The sequence below is a fragment of the Arthrobacter sp. AQ5-05 genome (genome assembly GCF_003287975.1).
In the GTDB taxonomy this organism is placed as follows: domain Bacteria; phylum Actinomycetota; class Actinomycetes; order Actinomycetales; family Micrococcaceae; genus Paeniglutamicibacter.
This window is the reverse complement of sequence record NZ_QMKQ01000001.1, coordinates 359,189-374,854: the sequence shown is the minus strand read 5'-3', so window position 1 is coordinate 374,854 and position 15,666 is coordinate 359,189. Positions and strand designations below refer to the sequence as shown.

The following is a 15,666-nucleotide window of genomic DNA, read 5'->3' as shown; positions in this document are numbered from 1 at the left end:
CGCGGGGTTACTCGCTGTCCTTCTTGGCTGCCTGTTCGGCCTTGTGCTCGGCGGCGGCGCGGCGGCCTGCCGGGGAGAGCAGCGAGGCGACGGTCGCGATGACGACCGTGCCCAGGATGACCACCAGCGAGACGGTGATGGAGAAGTCCGGGACCCAGGTGATCGGCTGGCCGCCGTTGATGAACGGCAGTTCGTTCACGTGCATGGCGTGGAAGACCAGCTTGATCCCGATGAAGGCCAGGATGATCGACAGCGCGTGCTTGAGGTAGACCAGGCGGTCCATCAGGCCACCGAGCAGGAAGTAGAGCTGGCGCAGGCCCATCAGCGCGAACAGGTTCGCGGTGAAGACGATGAACGGGGACTGCGTCAGGCCGAAGATCGCCGGGATCGAGTCGACCGCGAAGAGCAGGTCGGTCATGCCGATGGTCACGAAGACCATGACCATCGGGGTGAACATGCGCTTGCCGTCGATGGTGGTGCGCAACTTGTTGCCGTCGAACTCCTTGGAGATCGGCAGGTTCTTGGTCAGCTTGTAGACGATGCCGCTGTTGGCGCCGTCGGACTCGTCCTCGCCCTTGTCCGTGGCCTGCTTCCAGGCGGTCCACAGCAGGAAGGCGCCGAAGATGTAGAAGACCCAGGAGTAGTTCTCGATGACTGCGGCACCGAGGATGATGAAGATGCCGCGCAGGATCAGCGCAATGATGATGCCGAACATCAACACTTCCTGCTGGTATTTCCGCGGCACCGAGAAGCGGGCCATGATGATGATGAACACGAACAGGTTGTCGATGCTCAGCGAGTATTCGGTGACCCAGCCGGCAATGAATTGCTGGCCGAGGTCCGGGCCCGCCTGCCACCAGACGACGCCGCCGAAGATCAGGGCGAGGGTGACGTAGAAACCGACCCAGAGGCCGGATTCCTTCATCGAGGGTTCGTGTGGTTTCTTGACCACGTAAAGCAGGTCAAGAAGAAGAATGATGCACAATGCCGAGAGCGAGATAATCTCAAACTGCAGCGACAAGCCGTGGTTTCCCAATGTGGGGCCTTTCAAAACGGGGTACGTGGAATTACCGCAAGTCTCTCCGCCGTCCGCTCAGATCGGGACGACCGCTGTGCCCGGCGAGGCATCGATGCCTCGCGTGTTGACGACCACAGCACAAGTGGGATACTCCCCTACGCTTGGAACAGTCTAGCGCATCCATGTTTCAGGCTCGTGAATGACCTGCGGTTTCACCAGTCCCCGTCGAAGGCCAGCAGGTCCCCCGGTTGGCAGCCACGTTCCCGGCAGATCGCCGAAAGCGTGCTGAAGCGCACGGCCCTCGCCCGGTTACGCGTGGCCTGCGTTCTTCATCTGCCGCAGTTCCTTCTTCAGCTCAGATACCTCGTCGCGCAACCGGGCAGCAACCTCGAAGTGCAGCTCGGCGGCGGCCGCGTGCATCTGCTCGGTCATCTGGCTGATCATGTCCACCAGGTTCTCGGCCGGGGCTGCGGCCAGGCCGTCGGCCCGCACCGTCTCGTGGGCCTTCTTGGTTCCGGCACCGGAGCGCTTGGCGTTCTTGGCCAGGCGCTGGTTGTTCAGCAGCTCCTGGGTGTCTGCGTCCTCGCGGGCCAGCGAATCGGTGATGTCGGCGATCTTCTTGCGCAGCGGCTGCGGGTCCACGCCGTGGTCCTTGTTGTACTTCTGCTGCACCTCGCGGCGGCGGTTGGTCTCGTCGATGGCCTTGGCCATGGCGTCGGTGATCTTGTCCGCATACATGTGGACCTGGCCGTCGACGTTTCGCGCGGCACGGCCGATGGTCTGGATCAGCGAGGTCGCCGAGCGCAGGAAACCCTGCTTGTCGGCATCCAGGATCGCCACCAGCGAGACCTCGGGCAGGTCCAGGCCCTCGCGCAGCAGGTTGATGCCCACCAGCACGTCGAACAGGCCCATGCGCAACTCGCGCAGCAGCTCCACGCGACGCAGCGTGTCGACGTCCGAGTGCAGGTACTGGACCCGCACCCCGTGCTCGGTGAAGTAGTCGGTGAGGTCCTCGGCCATCCGCTTGGTCAGCGTGGTGACCAGGATGCGCTCGTTGCGCTCCACGCGGGCGCGGATTTCGTCGAGCAGGTCGTCGATCTGCCCCTTGGTGGGCTTGACGATGATCTCCGGGTCGATCAGGCCGGTGGGGCGGATGATCTGCTGCACCACGCCGTCGGCCTTGCCCAGCTCGTACTTGCCCGGGGTCGCCGAAAGGTACACGGTCTGGCCGATGCGCTCGAGGAACTCGTCCCACTTCAGCGGGCGGTTGTCCATCGCGGAGGGCAGGCGGAAGCCGTGCTCCACCAGCGTGCGCTTGCGCGACATGTCACCCTCGTACATGGCACCGATCTGCGGGACGGTGACGTGGGATTCGTCGATGACCAGCAGGAAGTCGTCGGGGAAGTAGTCGATGAGGCAGTGCGGGGCGGTGCCGGCGGCGCGGTCGTCGATGTGCCGGGAATAGTTCTCGATGCCGTTGCAGAACCCCATCTGCTCCATCATTTCCAGGTCGTAGGTGGTGCGCATGCGCAGCCGCTGGGCCTCCACCAACTTGTTCTGGGACTCCAGGGTGGACAGGCGCTGCTGCAGCTCGTCCTCGATGTCCTTGACGGCCCGGCTCATCCGGTCGGCGCCCGCCACGTAGTGGCTGGCGGGGAAGACGTACATCTCGTTTTCCTCGCGAATCACCTCGCCGGTGACCGGGTGCAGCGTGTGGATCGATTCGACCTCGTCGCCGAAGAACTCGATGCGCAGCGCCTGTTCCTCGTACATCGGGATGATCTCCACGGTGTCGCCGCGCACGCGGAAGGTGCCGCGGTGGAAGTCCATGTCGTTGCGGGCGTACTGCATCGAGACGAACTTGCGCAGCAGCGTATCGCGGTTCAGCTCCATGCCCTTTTTCAAGGTGACCATGCCCGCGACGTATTCCTCGGGGGTGCCCAGCCCGTAGATGCAGGAGACGGTGGCCACCACGATGACGTCGCGGCGGGTCAACAGTGCGTTGGTGGCCGAGTGGCGCAGCCGCTCGACCTCCTCGTTGATCGAGGAGTCCTTCTCGATGAAGGTGTCGGTCTGCGGGACGTAGGCCTCGGGCTGGTAGTAGTCGTAGTAGGAGACGAAGTACTCCACGGCGTTGTTGGGCAGCAGCTCACGGAACTCGTTGGCCAGCTGCGCGGCCAGCGTCTTGTTCTGCACCATCACCAGCGTGGGGCGCTGGACCTGTTCGATGAGCCAGGCGGTGGTGGCGGACTTGCCGGTGCCGGTGGCGCCGAGCAGCACCACGTCCTTCTCGCCGGCGTTGATCCGCTCGGTGAGTTCCTTGATGGCCGCGGGCTGGTCGCCGGCGGGCGTGAACTCGCTAATGACCTCGAAGGGGGCAACGACGCGGTTGATTTGCTGCGCAAGACTCATGTTCCTAGGCTACGCCCTGGCACCGATGCTTTGGATGCCCTCTCGCCTTAGGCGCAAAGCCCCGCCTCAGCGGCCCGGGTGCGCAGCTCCTCGATGCGCCCGATCGCCGCTTGGCCTGCGTCCGGCGCGAAGCCGAAGTACGCCTGGGCCCCGCCCAGGATGCCGTCGACCAGCTCGCCGGCATCCACGATGTGGCGGACCTTCCCGGCGGTGAACCTGGTGAGGTTTCCGGTGCGCTCCAGTCGGATCTGCGCTTCGAGGGTCGGGTAGGGAACCTCGGCCTTGCCGTCGGCGAGGAAACCCTCGACGGCGTCCAGCAGCGCATTCCAGATCCCGGGCAGGTCGTCGACCAGGTCCACGGGGACCAGCTGCAGCGAGTGGTAGCGCAGCTGGACCGCGCCGCGGGTCCCGGCCACCGCTGCCGCACGCTCGGGGTCGCGCTGGATGCTCACCAGATGGGCCGTGGTGCCGTCGGCCGGCTCGTGCCGGAGAAATGATTCGGCGACCAGGGAGGTGTTCACTTGCGGGCCTGCTTCTGCAGGATGTTGCGCAGCGCGCCGCGCATCAGCCGGATCACGCCCAGCACCGTGGCCGCGGCGGCTGAGAGCAGCCCGGCCAGCGCGAGCCAGGCCGGCAGCAGCACCTGCGCGTCGTAGCCGGAGGAACGGGCGATGTACTGCTCGCGTCCGCCGAACCCGACCCAGAGCACCACGGCCACGGCCAGGGTCGCGGCGGCGAGCACCCACAGGATGCGGATGATGCGCATCTCGGTGCGGGCCTTGGCCTCCGCGGCCTCCAAAAGTGCGGCGAATTCCGGCTTCGCCGCGGCATCCTCAGTGGGCATGGCTGGTGAATGGGGCAATGTGGGCCTCCCAGATCTCGTTGACACGTTGGTGCAGCTCCTCGAGCGTGCCCGAATTGTTGATCACGGCATCGGCGACCGCGGCGCGCTGTTCGTCGGTGGCCTGCGCGGCGATCCGCGCCATGGCGTCGGCCTCGGCCATCGACCGGTCTTCGACCATGCGCCGCAGGCGTTCGGCCAGCGGTGCGGCCACCACCAGGACCTTGTCGAAGTCCTTGGCCTGGTTGGTTTCCACCAGCAGCGGGATGTCCTGGACGATGACCGCGCCCGCGGGTGCGGCATCGCGCAGGCGGGCGGCCTCGGCGCGGACCAGCGGGTGGACGATGGAGTTCAGTTTTTCGCGGGCCGCGGTGTCGGCGAAGACCAGCGCCCCGAGCGCGGGGCGGTCCAGGGAACCGTCGGGTCCGAGGATCCCGGGGCCGAACGCGGCAACGACCGCTTCCAGCCCCGGGGTTCCGGGTGCCACGACGGCCCGGGCGATGGCGTCGGCGTCGATGAGCACCGCGCCGAGGTCAACCAGGATCCGGGCAACAGCGGATTTTCCGGCGGCGATTCCGCCTGTCAGGCCAACATTGAGCATGAACCTAGCCTACCGGTGCGGGCCAAAGCCGGGGACGCGTGTCATCGCACCGCCGCCCCGCACGCTCATGCAAAGCGGCTGTTCGGGGCAAACCATCACCATCCGTGTCATGGCGGGGGCACGAATGGGTTTCCGGGGCGGCTTGACATGCTGCAAGGCGGGGTCCCCGGCCACAAGGTCCCATATGTGCCAGTACCGCCCGTGGGGGGAACGTTCGGCTGGCGGTTCCTTCCGCCGGGAGGGTTGCAAGGTCTTTGACAGCCGCACGCGCGGCACCCCTGAAAAACTTCCCGTCATGGGTGAGGATTGAGCCATGACAAAGCGCATCGGCGGCCCTACCGCCATGGCCCACCAGCAGGCCGGGTTTGATCGAGCGTTCCGCCGCGTATCCCGATGAAGCAGATGAGGCTTCGGTACGCCGGAGTGTGTCGTGTGTGCGGCACCTCTATTCCGGTCGGGACAGAAGCGATCTATGAGAGCGAGACAAAGACCGTCCGCTGCGTGGAGTGTGCTGCCAAGGCCACGGAAACCATGTCCCCAGGCATGGCACCGCCTCGGGATGCTTCGTTATCCACCGAGTCCGGGGTGGCCGGGTCATCCGCCCGGCGTGAATATGAGCGCCGCAAGGCGAAAGACGAGGACAGGCTTCGCGAAAAGTGGGGGCGCTTCGGCGGCCTCGCCGTCGCCCTATCCGAAGAGCGGCAGCACACCAAGTCTTGGGATCGAGGCGCCATCGGCGAGGAACGACTCGGCGCCAGGCTGGATGGCTTGGCCGTCGATGGCCTCGCGGTCCTCCACGACCGGCGCATCCCGGGTTCGAACGCCAACATCGACCACATCGCCATCACTCGCGCAGGAATCTGGGTGATCGACGCCAAGCGATACAAGGGACGGCCTGAGCTGAAGATCGAGGGCGGTATCCTTCGCCCACGCGTCGAGAAGCTTTTCGTGGCCCGGCGCGATTGCACGAAACTGGTCGATGGGGTGCTCAAGCAGATTGACGTCGTGCGCGACTTCGCCGGGGATGTTCCGGTCACGGGGGCACTGTGCTTCGTCGAAGCCGACTGGCCCCTGGTTGGCGGCGCGTTCTCGACTCGTGGCGTTCACGTGCTCTGGCCGAAGCGGTTGGCCGGAGTGCTTGTGGAACAGTCAACAGGGGACGTCGATGTGGCGCGGATGCGTGGGGCGATAGCCTCGCGGTTCAAGTCCGCGTGATGTCAGGTGTTGATGTTCGAAGCTGGTCGAAAGCAGGCTAAGAGCTTGTGACCAACTACCTTCGTCCTGGGCTTACCGCGGCTTGCTTGCGAAGCCCCTGGAACAACGGAATCCCTGGCCTTCGGGTGCGGGATTCGGCCCCGGCAACTCACCGCGTCACTGCGCGTCCCGGGACGCCTGCTGCGCGAACGGTGCTACAGCCCGGGGACCCCGAACAGAATCCCTGCAGCGCATCCTGCGTGGGCGACAACGCCGGGTGGGCGTCGGCGGGCAGCCGAGCGGAGCCTGCAGGACATGCGAAGGCGCCGACCGGGGCCAGTTGCTCCCTGGTCGGCGCCTTCACGCCCGGCGGCGAGCGCAGTCCCTCGTTGGATTTCCCGGCCTTCCGCGTCAGCATCGGCCCACGGGAAACCGGGCAAGGGCCGGCCCGCTCAGCCGGCGGGCTCGATGTTCTGGTTGTGGTGGAACAGGTTGCCCGGGTCGCAGGCCGCCTTGATGCGGGCCAAGCGGTCGTAGTTGCCCAGGTAGGAGGCGCGGATCCGGTCGGTTCCCTCCTCCATCATGAAGTTCACGTACGCCCCGCCGGCGGTGGTGGGGTGCAGGTCGGCGTGGTAGGCCTTGGTCCACTCGGTGATGAGTTCAGCGTTGGCCGGGTCCGGGTCGACCCCCACGATGACCCCGGCCCAGCCGCCGGAGCGGTAGGCGAACGCCGTGGCATCGGCCGGCACGCGCGCCGCGGCCCCGTCGATCGGGTACAGGTGCATGGTGGAGAACCCGGTGGGCAGGGCCGCCCCGTACTTGGCGTGGACCTCAATGGCGGCGTCGGAGATCTGGGTGACGAAGTCGGCGCGCCAGTACCACTGCATCCCGGCCGGGAACAGCGGGTCGAAGGCGGACTGCAGCGCGGAAAACGGCATGGGTGCCAGGCCGACCAGCAGCGGGTTGCCGTACTCGCGCACCGGTGCCAGCACCTTCTCGGCCGCCTCGTGCGCCCCGGTGTAGCACCAGATGATGCCGCAGGCCTTCCGTCCCCAGAGTTCCTCGGGGAAGGGAGGCGCCGGCGGGATGGTCAGCAGCCCGATCCAGCCGGAGAGCTCCTCGGGCAGGGCCGGCAGCAGCTCGCGGTACCAGCGCATCACCGCCGGGGCGTCGGCCAGGTCGTAGAGCACCGGGCCGCCGATGATGGTGCCGTGCTCCCCGATCTCGTGCATGCGGAAGGTGAAGGAGGTGACGACGCCGAAGTTGCCGCCGCCCCCGCGCAGCGCCCAGAACAAATCCGGGTGCCGGTGCTCGTCGGCCGTGACCAGAGTGCCGTCGGCCAGCACCACGTCGGCGGCCAGCAGGTTGTCCACGGTCAGCCCGAAGCGCCGGGTCAGGTAGCCGATGCCGCCGCCCAGGGCCAGCCCGCCGACGCCCGTGGAGGCGATGAAGCCGCTGGGGACGGCCATGCCGAAGGCCACGGTGGCGTGGTCGACATCCGCCCACAGCGCCCCGCCGTCGACCCGCACGGTGTGTGCCGCCGGGTCCACCGTCGTGGAGCGCATGGCGCCCAGGTCGATGACCAGTGCGTCGTCGGCCACCGACAGCCCGGAGGCCTGGTGCCCGCCGCCGCGCACCGCGAGCCCGAGGGAGTTTTCGCGGGCGAAGTCCACGGCCGCGACGATGTCCGCGGTGTCGGCGACCCGGGCGATCGCGGCGGGGCGGCGGTCGACCATGCCGTTGTAGACGGCGCGTGCCGCATCGTAGGCGGCGTCCTGCGGCAGGGTCAGCGTTCCGCGCAGCAAGGTGCGCAGCGGGGCAAAAAGTTCCTCGGCGGCTTCGGTGGAAAGGGTCTGCGGTTCCATGGTTCGTTCCTGATGGTAAAGGGGGTTGGTGGTGCGAACCACGCTAGGGCCGGCCCTGTTCGCCAGGCGTTCGCCTTATCTGCCGTCGGGCCCCAGCCGTGCCAGCAGTGCGGCACTGCCCTGCGCGCCGGCCACCGCGCGCGCTTCACCGAACAGGGCGGCGGACCGGTCCCCCGCATCCAGCAGCGCACGCATCCGCAGCACCTCGGGCAGCCACCAGCTGTCTTGATGCAGGGCCGAGGTGGCACGGGCCGCGTCGAGCACCGCGCACGCGTCGGCCCGCCGCCCGTCGGCGGCGAGGGTGTCGGCCAGCAGCCACAGCCAGTAGGGCATCCGGGCCAGCGCGTCGGCGGCGCGCAGCGACCCGATCCCGGCACGGATCCTCGCGGCGCCCGGCTCCCCGCCGGCCAGCCAGCCGGCCAGGATTTCGCCCCACTGCCCGTAGTAGGCGATGTCGTAGCGGTGGCACAGGGCGATCAGCTCCGCCACCCTCTGGGCCACCGCGGCCCGGTCCCCGCGGAATTGCTCGAGCACCGCCGCGTAGGCCAGGGCCACGGCACGGGTGTAGATGTGCCCGCCGGCCTGCGCCCCGGCGAGCGCCCGCGCAGACAGCTGCCCGGCGGCGGCATCGTCCCCGGCCAGCCAATGCGCGTGTGCCGCCCAGGCGCGGGCATGGATGTGCAGCCTGGTGCCCAGGATGTAGGAATAGCCCGGCGGCGAGTCTTCGGTGCACAGCGCAAAGTGCCCGATGGCCTCGGCGATCCGTCCCGAGCCCTGTGCCGCGCCGGCCACGGCGAAGTGCGCCTGCCCCAGCAGGGCCGGGTCGTCCCCGGCCAGCTCCAGGGCCCGGCGGGCGATCGCGTAGGAATCCTCGATGCGTCCCTGGACGTAGCGTCCGGCAAAGAGCCCGACGAGGCTTGCCGAGTGCACCTCGGGCCGCCCCAACCGTTCGGCCAGCGCCCCGACGCGTTCGAGGTTCCCCAGCAACGCCGCCGAGGAGTAGCCCAGCAACGCGGTCTGCGGCGGGGACATGTCCCGGCGCACCGACAGCTCGGCCTCGTCGCGCTCCGCTCCGGCGGGCAGCCGGCCGATGATCCCCAGCGCCTGGTCGTAGCTTTTCAGGGCGGCGGAGTTCGCGAACACCCGCACGGCGTCGGCGCCGGCCCGCAGGTGGAAGGGCAGGGCCCGTTCCGGGTTGGATCCCAGCTCGTAGTGCTCGGCGAGCGTGGCGGCCACGGCATCGAGCTTTCCCGCGTTCAGCAGCTCCAGGGACTTCGCCAGCCTGCGGTGCAGCAGCCAGCGGCCCGCCGGGGTGGTGTTCTCCCGCACGGCGCTGCGCAGCAGGTGGTGGCCGAAATCGTAGCCGGAACCGGTGGGCAGCAGGATGCCCTCGCGCCAGAGCTCGTCCAGGGCACCGGCCAGCGAGACGGCGTCCAGGTCCCCGGCCTCGGCCAGCAGCTCGAGGCTGATGCCCCGCCCGAAGGCCGCGGCAAGCTCGGCCACCGACCGGGCCGCCGGTCCCAGGCGGGACAGCCTCCGGCCCAGCAGCGGGCTGAATCCGTCACCCGGCGCCGCACGCGCCGCCTCGAGGATGTACAGCGGGAAGCCGGAGGTGGCGGCGGCCAGCAGCCGGGCCTCGTCGGTGCCCAGCGGGCGGCCGCGGATCCGGCCCGCCAGCTCGGCGCCCGCCGCCTCGCCCAGGGGTGCGACGCGCAGCCGGTGCAGCAGTCCCGCGCTGCGTGCACCTTCCAGCAGCGCGGCGATGGCCGGTGATTGGGTTTCGGCGCCCTCCCGCAGGGTGGCCACCAGCAGCAACCGCCGGGACCCGGGGGAATCGAGCAGGAAGGCGATCCAGGCCGCGGTGTCGGGGTCGCACCACTGCAGGTCATCGAGCAGCAGCAGGGTGGGCCGGCCGGGGGCCGCGACGGCGCCGGCCAGCGATTCGAAGAACCTGTAGCGCTGCCAGGCATCGACCATGGCCCGGCCCGGGCCCGATTGCGTGTCGGTCCCCGCGGACGGGGTGGGGTCGGGCAGCTCGGGCAGCAGCCGGGCCGCCTCGTGCCGGATGGATTCCGGAAGCGCGGCAAGCAGCGGGGCGATGTCGCGGCTGCGCAGCCATCCGGCGACCGGGGCCAACGGCACGAGCCCGGAGGCATCGACGCAGCGTGCGAAGGCCACCGCGGCGCCTCCCGTGCGCGCCAGCTGGCCCAGCGCCTTGGCCAGGTGCGTCTTGCCGACCCCCGGCGGGCCGGAGAGCACCAGCAGGGCCCGCCGTCCGGCCCGGGCCTTCTCCCAGCAGCCTTGCAGCACCGCCTGCTCCATTTCCCGCCCCACTGTCAGGCTGCCGGGCGCCATGATCCGGGCGGCGGAGCCCGGTGCCGCGGAGGGCTGCGCGGGAAGGTCCAGGAGTTGGCTGGTCCCGGCCGCCGGTGCCACGCCGAGTTCACGCTCGAGCACGTCGGCACAGCGGTGGTAGGCGTGCAGCGCGGCGGGCCGGTCCCCGAGGGCCAGGTGTGCGCGGATCAGGCCCCGGTAGCCGAGTTCCTCCAGCGGTGAGATGGTGACGCGCCGGCCTGCCACCTCCAGGGCCCGCTGCCCCTTCCCCAGCACGATGAGGGCCGCTGCTGCTTCGTCGCACAGGGCGGTGCATTCGCGCAGGAGCTTCTCCCGCGCCTCGGGCACCCAGTCGGAGTAGTTCCCCGGCATCAAGTCCCCCCGGTACTCCCGCAGCGCCGCCTGGGCGTGGGCCACGAAGCGGGCCGGGTCCCGGCCCGCGGCCTGCAGCGCCGCGGCCCGTTCGGCGGAGAAGACCTGCACGTCCACGCGCAGCCCCGTACATTCCAGCGCGCCGATGGCGCCGTCGGACATCCCCAGCGCATCGACGCCGTCCAGCAGCCGGCGCAGGTTGTGCAGTTCGCGGCGCAGGTTGGTCATGGCCTGTGGTTGCGGGGTCTCGGGCCAGAACGTCCCGGCCAGCACCGGGCGCGGCACCCGGATCCCCGGATGCACCACGAGGTAGGCCAGCAGCTCAACGGCGCGCGACCCTCCGCCCGCCAGGTCGGTGCCCCGGCGGGTCAGTCGTTGTTCCCCAAGCAAGTTCAGTTGCAGCACCGCATTGCGCCCCGTTTCGGCCACTGGCACACGTACATGATTCTCCCACCGGGCCCCGGCACCGACAATGCCCGGCGGGCATGCACCGGCGCAAAACACTAGACTGGATCGGTAATGGACAACGATTCTGTGGCGACGGCCTATACGACGGTGGACGGGGACTTCGTCCACGAGCTGGAGATCAAGCGTTCACGCTTCATCACCTACCTGCGCCGGGTCGAATCCGAGGTCGATGCCCGGGCACTGGTTGCCGAGCTGCGCAAGAAGCACTTCGATGCCCGGCACCACTGCAGCGCCTTCATCCTGGGCCCGGACCGCACCGCAATGCGCAGCAACGACGACGGGGAACCCTCGGGCACCGCCGGCATCCCGATGCTCGACGCACTGGCCAAGCGGGAAACCGACGCCGGGAAAACCGACCTGTCGGACATTTCCGCGGTGGTGGTCCGCTACTTCGGCGGCATCCTGCTCGGTGCCGGCGGGTTGGTGCGCGCCTACTCAGAATCGGTGTCCAGCGCCCTGGATGCAGCCCCGCTGCTGCGCCGCGAACGCATGCGGATCCTGGGCCTCGATGCCGACCATACCGCCGCCGGACGGCTGGAAAACGACCTGCGCTCCGCCGGGGTGCAGGTGCTGGGCACCGACTACGGGCCGCGCGCCGCCACGCTGCGGGTCGCGCTGAACGACGAAGCGAGCCTGCTGGCCGCGTTCGACGACCGGTTGGCCACGCTGACCGCCGGCGCCTCGCGCGCCGAAGACCTTGGAACCGAATGGGTGGATGTCCGTTGAGCCTTGATTTTGAACTTTTGCGCCGCGCCCCCGACGTGGAGGCAGCGAACCTGCACGCGGTGGATGCCGCGGACCGGCTGCTGCTGGATCTGGCGTCCGAGGCCCGGTGGCCCGCGGAGCCCGGCCGGGTGGTGATCCTGGGGGACCACTACGGCGCGCTGGTCCTCGGGGCCCTGGATGCCGGGGTGCGAGGTATCCGCGTCCACCAGGACGAACTCACCGGGGCCCGTGCCATCGATGCGAATGCCGCCGCCCTGCTGCCGGGGCTTTCCGGTGAATACCGGCAGCTGCCCCTGGGGGCGACGCTGCTGGAGGACGCGTCGTTGGTGCTTCTCGCGCTGCCGCGGTCGCTGGACGCGCTCGAGGAGATGCTCGCCGCACTTGCCGAACACGCCCGCCCCGATGTCACCGTCATGGCTGCCGGGCGCATCAAGCACATGAACCGCTCGATGAACGAGGTGCTCGGCAGGTATTTCGCTGTGGTGTCCGCCTCCCTGGGACGGCAGAAGTCCCGGGTGCTCACCGCCACCGGACTGCTTGCCGCCGGGCAGCGCCCGGAAGCACGTTTCCCGCTGCGCCAGTCCATTGCCGTGGGACTGGACGCACCGCTTGAACTGCGCGCCTACGCGCAGACCTTCGGCGGTGCCAAGCTCGACCCGGGCACCCGCTTCCTGCTCGAACACCTCGAGATTCCGCCAGCCACCGACCGCGCGGTGGACCTGGGCTGCGGCAACGGCACCGTCGGAACGTACCTCGCGGTGAAGCACCCGCGGCTTTCGGTCCATGCCTGCGACCAGTCGGCCTCCGCCGTCGCTTCCACGGAAGCCACCGCCGCGGCCAACGGGGTCGGGGACCGCGTCACCGTGGTGCAGGACGACGCACTGGGGACCCTGCCTGCGGCCTCCGAGCAGCTGGTGGTGCTGAACCCGCCCTTCCACATGGGCAACACCGTGCATGCGGGGATCGCGCTGAAGTTGATTGCCGATGCCGGCCGCGTGCTGGCACCGGGCGGGGAACTGTGGTGCGTCTGGAATTCGCACCTGGGCTACCGCAGCCAGCTCGAAAAGCTCGTGGGCCCCACCCGGCAGGTCGCGCGGAACCCGAAGTTCACCGTGACGGTGTCGACGAAGGAGTAGGCCCCGGTTCGCCTCAGAGCCCCTCGAACAGGTCGGCGAGCAGGGGTTGGCCGGCGACACGCGGCGGCCACGCCATGACCGCGGGCTCGCGGGACACCATCCGCTCCCAGCGGCGCACGCTGGCACCCGGTTCGATCAGCACCTCGCGCTGGCTGCGGTGCTCCAGCAGCCCGGCGACGATCCGCGAGCACACCGCGGAGGTGTCCACCTCGATGTCGATGGCTTCGTCCGGGACCGGGCGCAGGTGGTACTCGCGCCCCGGATCCCATTCCTCGGCGCCGGCACGGCGCCGGACGGTGTTCCAGCGCTCGAAGACCGAGGCGCGGATCGCCCCGTGGACCAGGCGGCGCAACCCGGGTCCCGGCACGCACCGGGCCCGGTGGAACGCCTCGTCGGCGGCACGCCCGATGGCGATGTGGTCGCGGTGCCCGGTGATCCCGTCCGGACCGAAGGTCGCCACGACCTGCGGCCGCTCGGCCTCCAGGATTGACTGCAGCCGGGCCACCAGTTCCTCGAAGTCGGCCTCGGCCACGTGCCCGTCGGCATAGTCCAGCCATTCGTGGCGGGCCGGGACGGTGCCGTGGGCGCGCCACGCATTGGCGCTTTCCACCCTCCGCCAGGCGCCCAGGGTCTCGGGGGTCGCAGGCACCCCGCGGGCGATCTGCCCGGCGGCCCCGTCCGTGGCCAGCACCAGGACAAACCTGAACCCGGGGTCGTGCTCATGCAGGGCGATGGAACCGGCGCAGCCATAGGCGTCGTCGTCCGGGTGGGCGACGATGACCGCGATGGAATGAGCCTCGTTCATGGCGCACATTTTAGTCTCGGCCGTGGCTTCTGCCTATGCATGCGGCAGCCAAAGGGACCGACGGGTTCGGGCCGTTGTGCACGGGCTTTTGGGCGTGGTATTTTTGCGGTGATCGTGATCCATCGGCAGGAGGTGAGTCCCCCATGAACGCAGTATCCACAACGGGTGCTCCCCCGCAGTCCACGATCGCGCGACCCCACTAGTCGCCACCGGGAGCGCCCCACAGGCACATCGCGAAAGGCGACTCCCATGGACACCACATTTTTTTCCACTTCGTACTTCACCCTGCCCTCGGCCCCCGACCGTCCGCAGCTCGACGCCACCCGGCCGAAGGGTGCTGTCGGCGAGCGGGCGCTGGTCCTCGGCGGCGGCGGATCGGCGGGCAATGCCTGGCTGGTCGGCGTCGTTGCCGGCCTCTTCGTGGCCGGCCTGGATGTGACCGATGCCGACGTGCTCATCGGCACCTCGGCCGGTGCCACGGCCGCGGCCCAGGTCTCCGGCGCAAGCCCAACCCAATTGCTGGCCGACATCCTGTCCGCGGCGAGCCCGCAACGGACCGCTCCCCGTGGAACCGGCAGCGGACGCGCCCCCGCGGGGTCCTCCTCCGGGTACCTGCGCAGGACGAGCGGAATCATTGCGGCAGCTGCGGATCCGGCAGACATGCGCCGCAGGATGGGCGCTGCCGCTCTCGAACTGGAGGAGGCTTCCGGGCAGGCGCGCTGGCGCGACACGGTCGCCGCCCGGCTGCCCGTCCGGCACTGGCCAAAGCGAACGATCCTGATGACGGCGGTCGATGCCCGCACCGGGGAACCGGTCGTGTTCGACAGGCACAGCGGGGTCGACCTGGTGGACGCCGTGGCCGCCAGCTGTGCCGCCGCCACCGCCTACGGCATCGGCGAGGACCGGTTCATCGACGGCGGCTACCGGCGATCCAGCGAGAATGCCGACCTGGCGGCCGGCTGCGGGCGGGTGCTGGTGCTCTCCCCGCTGGGCGGGCGGACCCGGCACCCCTTGGAATGGGGCATGGAATTGGCCGTGCAGGTCGACGAGCTGCGCGCCGGCGGCAGCAGGGTCGAAACCATCCTGCCGGATGACGACTCCCTCGAGGCCTTCGGCAACAACATGATGGATCTGTCGGTCCGTCCACCCGCCGCCCGGGCCGGCTACGAGCAGGGAAGGGCGCTTGCCGGGCAGCTCACCGAATTCTGGCGCTGACGCCCGCCCCGGCGGCTCGCCGGTCCGTGCTCCGCGCGCCATATCCCGGCCCGCGCCCCGAAGCGGTGCAATACTGCTGGCATGGACGAACATCGCGAAGGATCAAAAACGGCACTTGTCATCATCAACATGCAGCAAGGCGTGATGGATTACTGCGTGCATCCCAAGAAGGTCGTCTCGCGCATCCAGGATTTGGTCTCCCGGGCCAGGGACACCGGCACGCCGGTCTACTGGGTGCAGGACGAACGCGAATTCGAACGCCATTCAACCCCGTGGCGCCTGGCCGCCGGACTGGAACCGCAGGACGACGAGCACCGCATCTTCAAGTCCTACCGGGACGCATTCACCGGCACCGGGCTGCATGCCTCGCTGATCGCCGAGGACGTGGGACGCCTGGTGATCTGCGGCGCCCAGTCCGATTACTGCCTGCGCACCGCTGCCGGCCGGGCGGCCGCCATGGGCTACGACGTCACGGTGGTGCGCGATGCCCACACCACCGGAGCGGAGACCTTCGAAGGCCAGTCGCTGACCGGAGACCAGATCATCGCGCACACCAACGCGTACTTCGCCACGCTCGACTACCCCAACCAGGACTTCTCGCTGATGCGCACCGACGAGGTCGCTTTCCGGCCCGTCAAGGTGGACGACTGACCCCCTGCTTTCCGAGCGTCGAAACACG

At 69.2% G+C, this 15,666-nt stretch carries 14 protein-coding genes; 5 read left to right on the top strand and 9 right to left on the bottom strand.

Annotated features, from left to right (window positions below):
* Positions 1-7 precede the first annotated feature (7 nt).
* The 6 genes from DQ353_RS01795 to coaE all read right to left on the bottom strand — a co-directional run bounded on the left by DQ353_RS01795 (position 8) and on the right by coaE (position 4,872).
* On the bottom strand, positions 8-1,021 hold the full coding sequence (locus DQ353_RS01795; RefSeq protein ID WP_353616656.1) for a TerC family protein: 1,014 nt from the start codon (positions 1,019-1,021) through the stop codon (positions 8-10).
* 209 nt (positions 1,022-1,230) lie between these two features.
* The gene (locus tag DQ353_RS01790) at positions 1,231-1,314 is read right to left on the bottom strand and encodes a helix-turn-helix domain-containing protein (RefSeq protein ID WP_220093955.1); all 84 of its coding nucleotides are present in this window, start codon (positions 1,312-1,314) and stop codon (positions 1,231-1,233) included.
* Positions 1,315-1,327: 13 nt separating this feature from the next.
* Entirely contained in the window at positions 1,328-3,430 is a 2,103-nt protein-coding gene (uvrB, locus tag DQ353_RS01785; RefSeq protein WP_113761067.1) for an excinuclease ABC subunit UvrB, read from the bottom strand.
* A 47-nt stretch (positions 3,431-3,477) separates the two neighbouring features.
* Positions 3,478-3,951 (bottom strand): hypothetical protein, encoded by a 474-nt coding sequence (locus tag DQ353_RS01780; protein WP_113761066.1) that lies wholly within the window; start codon positions 3,949-3,951, stop codon positions 3,478-3,480.
* Positions 3,948-4,274: a hypothetical protein gene (locus DQ353_RS01775; protein ID WP_113761065.1), complete on the bottom strand. Its 327-nt coding sequence runs from the start codon at positions 4,272-4,274 to the stop codon at positions 3,948-3,950. Before DQ353_RS01775 ends, DQ353_RS01780 begins: the two co-directional genes overlap by 4 nt.
* Positions 4,264-4,872, bottom strand: a complete 609-nt coding sequence (gene coaE, locus DQ353_RS01770) for a dephospho-CoA kinase (RefSeq protein ID WP_113761064.1) — start codon at positions 4,870-4,872, stop codon at positions 4,264-4,266. The genes DQ353_RS01775 and coaE overlap by 11 nt, the downstream gene beginning before the upstream one ends.
* A gap of 393 nt (positions 4,873-5,265) precedes the next feature.
* Here coaE and DQ353_RS01765 point away from each other — a divergent pair, with 393 nt between their 5' ends.
* Positions 5,266-6,087: a nuclease-related domain-containing protein gene (locus tag DQ353_RS01765; RefSeq protein ID WP_286166549.1), complete on the top strand. Its 822-nt coding sequence runs from the start codon at positions 5,266-5,268 to the stop codon at positions 6,085-6,087.
* A 431-nt stretch (positions 6,088-6,518) separates the two neighbouring features.
* Here DQ353_RS01765 and DQ353_RS01760 read toward each other — a convergent pair whose 3' ends face one another.
* Both DQ353_RS01760 and DQ353_RS01755 read right to left on the bottom strand, forming a co-directional pair.
* Positions 6,519-7,931, bottom strand: a complete 1,413-nt coding sequence (locus tag DQ353_RS01760; RefSeq protein WP_113761062.1) for an FAD-binding oxidoreductase — start codon at positions 7,929-7,931, stop codon at positions 6,519-6,521.
* A 75-nt stretch (positions 7,932-8,006) separates the two neighbouring features.
* Positions 8,007-11,072 (bottom strand): ATP-binding protein, encoded by a 3,066-nt coding sequence (locus tag DQ353_RS01755; RefSeq protein ID WP_146755175.1) that lies wholly within the window; start codon positions 11,070-11,072, stop codon positions 8,007-8,009.
* Between the two features lie 84 nt (positions 11,073-11,156).
* Here DQ353_RS01755 and DQ353_RS01750 point away from each other — a divergent pair, with 84 nt between their 5' ends.
* Together DQ353_RS01750 and DQ353_RS01745 are read left to right on the top strand one after the other, a co-directional pair.
* On the top strand, positions 11,157-11,831 hold the full coding sequence (locus tag DQ353_RS01750) for a YigZ family protein (RefSeq protein WP_113761060.1): 675 nt from the start codon (positions 11,157-11,159) through the stop codon (positions 11,829-11,831).
* Positions 11,828-12,967 carry a class I SAM-dependent methyltransferase gene (locus DQ353_RS01745; RefSeq protein ID WP_286166548.1) on the top strand — a complete coding sequence of 380 codons (1,140 nt, stop codon included), beginning with the start codon at positions 11,828-11,830 and terminating at the stop codon, positions 12,965-12,967. The genes DQ353_RS01750 and DQ353_RS01745 overlap by 4 nt, the downstream gene beginning before the upstream one ends.
* A 13-nt stretch (positions 12,968-12,980) precedes the next feature.
* Here the strand turns inward: DQ353_RS01745 and DQ353_RS01740 are convergent, their stop codons facing one another.
* Positions 12,981-13,772, bottom strand: coding sequence for a PIG-L deacetylase family protein (locus DQ353_RS01740; RefSeq protein WP_113761058.1), 792 nt, complete (start codon positions 13,770-13,772; stop codon positions 12,981-12,983).
* Positions 13,773-14,021: 249 nt separating this feature from the next.
* Between DQ353_RS01740 and DQ353_RS01735 the strand changes: the two genes are divergently transcribed.
* Positions 14,022-14,987, top strand: coding sequence for a patatin-like phospholipase family protein (locus DQ353_RS01735; protein ID WP_113761057.1), 966 nt, complete (start codon positions 14,022-14,024; stop codon positions 14,985-14,987).
* An 81-nt stretch (positions 14,988-15,068) separates the two neighbouring features.
* Complete coding sequence (locus DQ353_RS01730) at positions 15,069-15,638, top strand: isochorismatase family protein (RefSeq protein WP_113761056.1); 570 nt, start codon at positions 15,069-15,071, stop codon at positions 15,636-15,638.
* The last annotated feature ends 28 nt before the right edge of the window (positions 15,639-15,666 follow it).

Coding starts and splice junctions, on each gene's coding strand:
- DQ353_RS01750 (WP_113761060.1), top strand. CDS start 11,157: ATGGACAACGATTCTGTGGCGACGGCCTATACGACGGTGGACGGGGAC.
- DQ353_RS01765 (WP_286166549.1), top strand. CDS start 5,266: ATGAAGCAGATGAGGCTTCGGTACGCCGGAGTGTGTCGTGTGTGCGGC.
- DQ353_RS01730 (WP_113761056.1), top strand. CDS start 15,069: ATGGACGAACATCGCGAAGGATCAAAAACGGCACTTGTCATCATCAAC.
- DQ353_RS01760 (WP_113761062.1), bottom strand. CDS start 7,931: ATGGAACCGCAGACCCTTTCCACCGAAGCCGCCGAGGAACTTTTTGCC.
- coaE (WP_113761064.1), bottom strand. CDS start 4,872: ATGCTCAATGTTGGCCTGACAGGCGGAATCGCCGCCGGAAAATCCGCT.
- DQ353_RS01735 (WP_113761057.1), top strand. CDS start 14,022: ATGGACACCACATTTTTTTCCACTTCGTACTTCACCCTGCCCTCGGCC.
- DQ353_RS01775 (WP_113761065.1), bottom strand. CDS start 4,274: ATGCCCACTGAGGATGCCGCGGCGAAGCCGGAATTCGCCGCACTTTTG.
- uvrB (WP_113761067.1), bottom strand. CDS start 3,430: ATGAGTCTTGCGCAGCAAATCAACCGCGTCGTTGCCCCCTTCGAGGTC.
- DQ353_RS01740 (WP_113761058.1), bottom strand. CDS start 13,772: ATGAACGAGGCTCATTCCATCGCGGTCATCGTCGCCCACCCGGACGAC.